This window comes from Ottowia sp. (genome assembly GCF_035325765.1).
Lineage (GTDB): Bacteria > Pseudomonadota > Gammaproteobacteria > Burkholderiales > Burkholderiaceae_C > Ottowia.
Window position 1 is genome coordinate 1 of the sequence record NZ_DAOKZG010000093.1, and the last position, 4,514, is coordinate 4,514.

General features: G+C 68.1%; 6 protein-coding genes. 4 read left to right on the forward strand and 2 right to left on the reverse strand.

Annotated elements, in window-relative coordinates:
* Positions 1-251 (reverse strand): AAA family ATPase (locus tag PKA16_RS15620; protein ID WP_324404584.1); only part of this gene is annotated, 251 nt, incomplete at its 3' end.
* Positions 252-497: 246 nt separating this feature from the next.
* Between PKA16_RS15620 and PKA16_RS15625 the strand changes: the two genes are divergently transcribed.
* Positions 498-797 (forward strand): hypothetical protein, encoded by a 300-nt coding sequence (locus tag PKA16_RS15625; RefSeq protein ID WP_324404586.1) that lies wholly within the window; start codon positions 498-500, stop codon positions 795-797.
* Between the two features lie 29 nt (positions 798-826).
* On the opposite strand, the gene PKA16_RS15630 is transcribed toward PKA16_RS15625, so the two are convergent.
* Complete coding sequence (locus PKA16_RS15630) at positions 827-1,066, reverse strand: hypothetical protein (protein WP_324404588.1); 240 nt, start codon at positions 1,064-1,066, stop codon at positions 827-829.
* A gap of 183 nt (positions 1,067-1,249) precedes the next feature.
* Here PKA16_RS15630 and PKA16_RS15635 point away from each other — a divergent pair, with 183 nt between their 5' ends.
* From PKA16_RS15635 to PKA16_RS15645, 3 genes are all read left to right on the forward strand, one after another.
* On the forward strand, positions 1,250-2,338 hold the full coding sequence (locus PKA16_RS15635) for a PAS domain-containing sensor histidine kinase (protein WP_324404590.1): 1,089 nt from the start codon (positions 1,250-1,252) through the stop codon (positions 2,336-2,338).
* On the forward strand, positions 2,335-3,018 hold the full coding sequence (locus PKA16_RS15640; protein WP_324404591.1) for a response regulator transcription factor: 684 nt from the start codon (positions 2,335-2,337) through the stop codon (positions 3,016-3,018). The genes PKA16_RS15635 and PKA16_RS15640 overlap by 4 nt, the downstream gene beginning before the upstream one ends.
* A gap of 571 nt (positions 3,019-3,589) precedes the next feature.
* A partial coding sequence (locus PKA16_RS15645) for a DUF6351 family protein (protein ID WP_324404593.1) occupies positions 3,590-4,514 on the forward strand: 925 nt, incomplete at its 3' end.

A 4,514-nucleotide genomic window follows, 5' to 3' on the forward strand; every position in this document is an offset into this window, starting at 1 on the left:
CCGCCCAGCACCGCGCTGATGGCGATGAACTGCGCGTCGAACGCATCGGCCATCAGCCGCGCGATCGTCGTCTTGCCCGTGCCCGGTGGCCCCCACAGGATGCACGAATGCGGCCGCCCGGATTCGAATGCGATACGCAGCGGCATGCCCGGCCCCAGCAGGTGCTGCTGGCCCACCACCTCGCCCAGCGTGCGCGGGCGCAGGCGTTCGGCCAGGGGCTGGGTGGCAGCGTGCGCGGATGCTTTGGTCAAGATAGGGCAGGCAGAAGCAGCAAGGACAAGTGCCCGAAAGCGGGATCAGGTCGGACCACATCAACGCCCCAACGCCCGAGCCGGCCACGCGCCGATCGTACTGGCTCCGGCACCCGCCCACCACCACCACGTCCACCTCGTGCCGCTTTTCGAGCAGGACGACTGCTGCTTCCTGGAAAGCACCATCCCCAGCCGCAAGGCGACGCGGGACTGCCTCAGCGCAGGTGATGAAAATGCCCACCAGGATTGACCGAGACGAACGCGAACTGCCGCTGGCTTTCGGGCAAGGTCAGCCCAAGTCGGTTGCCACCCAGGCCGAACCGGAAAAGATCAAGGCCGCCGCGCGCCCCGGCGCTGAAGGGACGCCGCTCCAGCATTCCCCTGTTTTCCAGCGATCTGACCGACATCCAGGTCAAGGCCCTGGAAGAAGGCGTTCCCTGCCAGACCCTGATCGCCAGCGTGCTGCACAAGTACGTCACGGGCCGCTTGACCCAGCGCCCGGTGCCGGGCGGGCCGTCCACGACCAGTCGCGGTGACCCAGGTTGAGGACTGACATGCAACCCTCACCCGAAAACTCATCGCCTGCACAGCAACCACGAGCAACCACGATTGCGGTGAACCTGCGCTGCAGGGCAATCGCATCCCTGAAGGCCACCACGGCCACCTCCATTCGCATCGACCGACCGCCGCCCGGCGCGGCGCGATCGCCTGGCCTGCGCCGCGTCATCGACCGAGCGCAAATCCACCTGCAGCACCGCCTTGGCCAGATCCTGCGTCGAGTCCGCCACCTGCCGGTCGACCGTCAGGTGGCTCAAGAGCGCCTCCACCTACGCCGCGCCCATGCCCTGTGGGTGACGTGCACCCATCGGACTGGCGGCGCACATGGCCCGGCTGCTGCGGCGGGCGCGTTGCCGTCGGCATAATCAGCGCAGCGGGAACCCCGGTTCCATGGGAGACAGGACGGCGCCGGGGGCGTCGCCAAGCCGAGAGAAGAAGAAATGGCCAACGAGCAAACGGCCGAGCCGTTCGACCTGGAGTCGGTGCCCTTTCGCGGCATCGTCGAGCAGTCGGTGGCGGGCATCTACATCCTGCAGGATGAAACCTTCCAGTACGCCAACGCGACCTTTGCCGCGATGGCGGGCTACTCGGCCACCGAGGCGATCAACCGGCCGCTGCGCGATTGCGTGGCGCCGGACTACGTGGGCGAGGTGATGGAGCGCTACCGACGCCGCATCTCGGGCGAGGTCCGCAGCATGCGCTTCATCTCGCACGGACTGCACCGCGACGGCCGCGTGGTCTACATCGAGGTGCACGGCGAGGCCCGCAGCTTTCGCGGCCGGCCGGCGGTGGTCGGCGTCGGCGTCAACGTCACCGAGCAGGTGGAGCGCGACGCACAGCTGCGCCAGTCGCGCCAGGAATACCGCGAACTGGCCACCTACCTGCAGAGCATGCGCGAGCGCCAGCGCGCCGAATACGCGCGCGAGGTGCACGACGTGCTGGGCGGGCTGCTGACCTCGATGAAACTCGATGTCGGCCGCATCGCGCGGCGCTCGCGCTCGGGCGCGATCCGCGGCATCGCGGCCGATCTCAACGCCCTGCTGCACGAGGCCATCGGCAACGTGCGCGAGCTGTCGGAGTCGATGCGGCCGCAGGCGCTCGACCACCTCGGCCTGGGCGCCGCCATCGCGGGCCATCTGCAACGCTTTGGCGAACGCTCGGGCCTGCGCGTGCAACTGCAGCCGCGCGAGTTCGAGCTGCCGCTGTCGCGCTGGCGCGCCACCGCCGTGTTTCGCATCGTCCAGGAGGCGCTCACCAACGTCGCGCGCCACGCCCGCGCCAGCAGCGTCGAGGTGCGCTTCGTGCGCGGCACGCACGACTTCCGCCTCGAAATCGCCGACGACGGCCAGGGCTTCGCCAGCGACCACCCGTTTCGCCCCGATGCGCGCCAGCATTCGCTGGGCCTGATCTCGATGCGCGAGCGCGCACGCGAGATCGGCGGCACGCTGACGATCGAGGCCGCGCCCGGCTTCGGCACGCGCGTCCTGCTCGACGCCCCGATCGTCGAGAACCCGCTGCAGTTGTCATGAACGGAGCCGTCGCGGCAGGCTGCCGCACCAAGAGCGCCGGCGCGGGCGCGCGCGTGCTGGTGATCGACGACCACGCGATCTTTCGCACCGGCCTGAGCAAGGTGCTGCAGGAATTGTCCGAAGTCGCTGCGGTCGACGAAACCGGCGACTGGCGCCAGGGCCTGGCGCGCATCGAGGCCGGCGCCATCGACCTGCTGCTGCTGGACATCAACCTGCCCGACCGCAGCGGGCTGGATCTGCTGGGCCTGATCCATGCCCGCTTTCCGGCCCTGCAGATCATCATGCTCAGCATGTACTCGGAGCCACAGTACGCGCTGCGCGCCCTGCGCAACGGTGCCCAGGGCTACGTCGCCAAGGACATGGAGGTGAGCGACCTGATCGCCGCCATCCGCAGCGTGCGTCGGGGACGCAAGTTCGTCACGCCGTCGATTGCCGAAGCGCTGCTGGGCAACACGCAGGACCACGCGCTGGCGCCGAACCCGCACCAGCGACTGTCGGCGCGTGAAGCCCAGGTGCTCGACATGATCGTGGCGGGCGACTCGCTGACCGCCATTGCCGAGCGCCTGGCGATCAACGTCAAGACGGTGGGCACCTACCGGCGGCGCATCCTCGACAAGCTTGGGCTGGCCTCCAATGCGCAACTGGTGCAGTACGCCGTGCACCATCGGCTGGTGGACTGAAACGACGCTCCCTGTGATGCTGCGTACCACTCGCTCGCCGCGCCCGGCACGTCGGCCCTTCGGCCCATCCAGACCGGCGCAGGCAGGCCTGGAGCGGCACGGACCTCTCAGCCCCAGGGACAACAACGCATCCCGTGGCCAGGAAGGTCACGACCAGGGATGACTCTGGCGGGGCCTGCTCCGCGGCCATCACAGGCACGTCGTTTCAAGTGTCGCGGGTCGCGTGGAGTGCGGTGACGCAACTGATGCCGCCTTGCAGTCAAGCGACATGAGAACGGACACCCACTGGCGCCGGCACGAGGCGCGACGACTGTGGCATCGAAGCGCAGCGAAGTCATCGGTCAGTCGTCATGCGCATGCCGGTCCGGATGAAGCGGCGCACGCGCACCGTTCGCGCCATGTCATCCTTTTCTGACAGAAGCGCTCCTTTTTTCTGACTTGTTGCCGCGGCGGGGGCCCGCTAGGATCAAGCAGCTCGCCCGGGAGGGACCAGCGCGGCAGCACGGAAGTGCGGCGCCGGCATGCAGCCGACGGGCAACGACCGCAACCCAAGAAAAGGAGACTCCAACCCATGCGATCCTGGAAACACCTCACGGCCTGCGCCCTTGGCGCCGCCCTGCTCGCTGCCTGCGGTGGCGGTGGTGGCGGCAGCGAAGCGCCCGTCAAGATTTCGCTGCAGGTGCTTTCGAGCGCGCCCGAGTATGTCTCTGGCGGCGACGCCCGCATCGCGGTGCAGGCCCCGCAGGCCGAGCACGATGCGCTGCAGATGTGGCTCAACGGCGTACGGGTCACGCCCGCGCTGCAGTCCAGCGGCACCACCCTGGAAGGCGTGGTGTCCGGCCTGGCGGACGGCGAGAACACACTGGAAGTGCGCCATCCCCGGCGCGGCACGGTGGCGTCGCTCAAGCTGACCAACCATCCCATCACCGGTCCGATGTTCTCCGGCCCGCACCAGGAGCCCTTCGTGTGCTCGGTCACGGATCAGCTGGGCAAGGAGCCCCTGGTCGACACGACCGACGACAAGTACTTCGCGGTGCGCGCGGGCGGCAACACGGTGGGCTACAGCAAGGACTGCTCGATCGAGTCCTACGTCACCTACTACTACGTGCCGACGGGCAGCAGTTCGTACAAGCCGCTGCCGACCAACGGCACGCGCCCGGCCGACATGGGCACGACCACGCTGGACGACGGACGCACGGTGGACTTCATCGTGCGCTGGGAACGTGGCACCATCAACCGCTTCATCTACCAGTACGTGATGCTGGCGCCACTGGGCGAAGACCCGGAACACCCCGACACCAGCCTGTGGAACCGCAAGCTGGTCTATCACTTCGAGGGCGGTGTCGGCTTCGGCAACTGGCAGGGCAAGCCTTCAGGCAAGGCCGGCCTCGTCACCGCGATCGGCAAGGGCTATGCCATCGCCCACTCCACCGGCACGCGCACTAGTGTAGTGTTTCGTTCTGTTTGGAACTTAAGCGGCTATTGGCACGGATCAC

What these genes read in the sequence shown, in the direction of transcription:
- PKA16_RS15635 (WP_324404590.1), top strand. Translation starts at nt 1,250, where the DNA reads ATGGCCAACGAGCAAACGGCCGAGCCGTTCGACCTGGAGTCGGTGCCC.
- PKA16_RS15640 (WP_324404591.1), top strand. Translation starts at nt 2,335, where the DNA reads ATGAACGGAGCCGTCGCGGCAGGCTGCCGCACCAAGAGCGCCGGCGCG.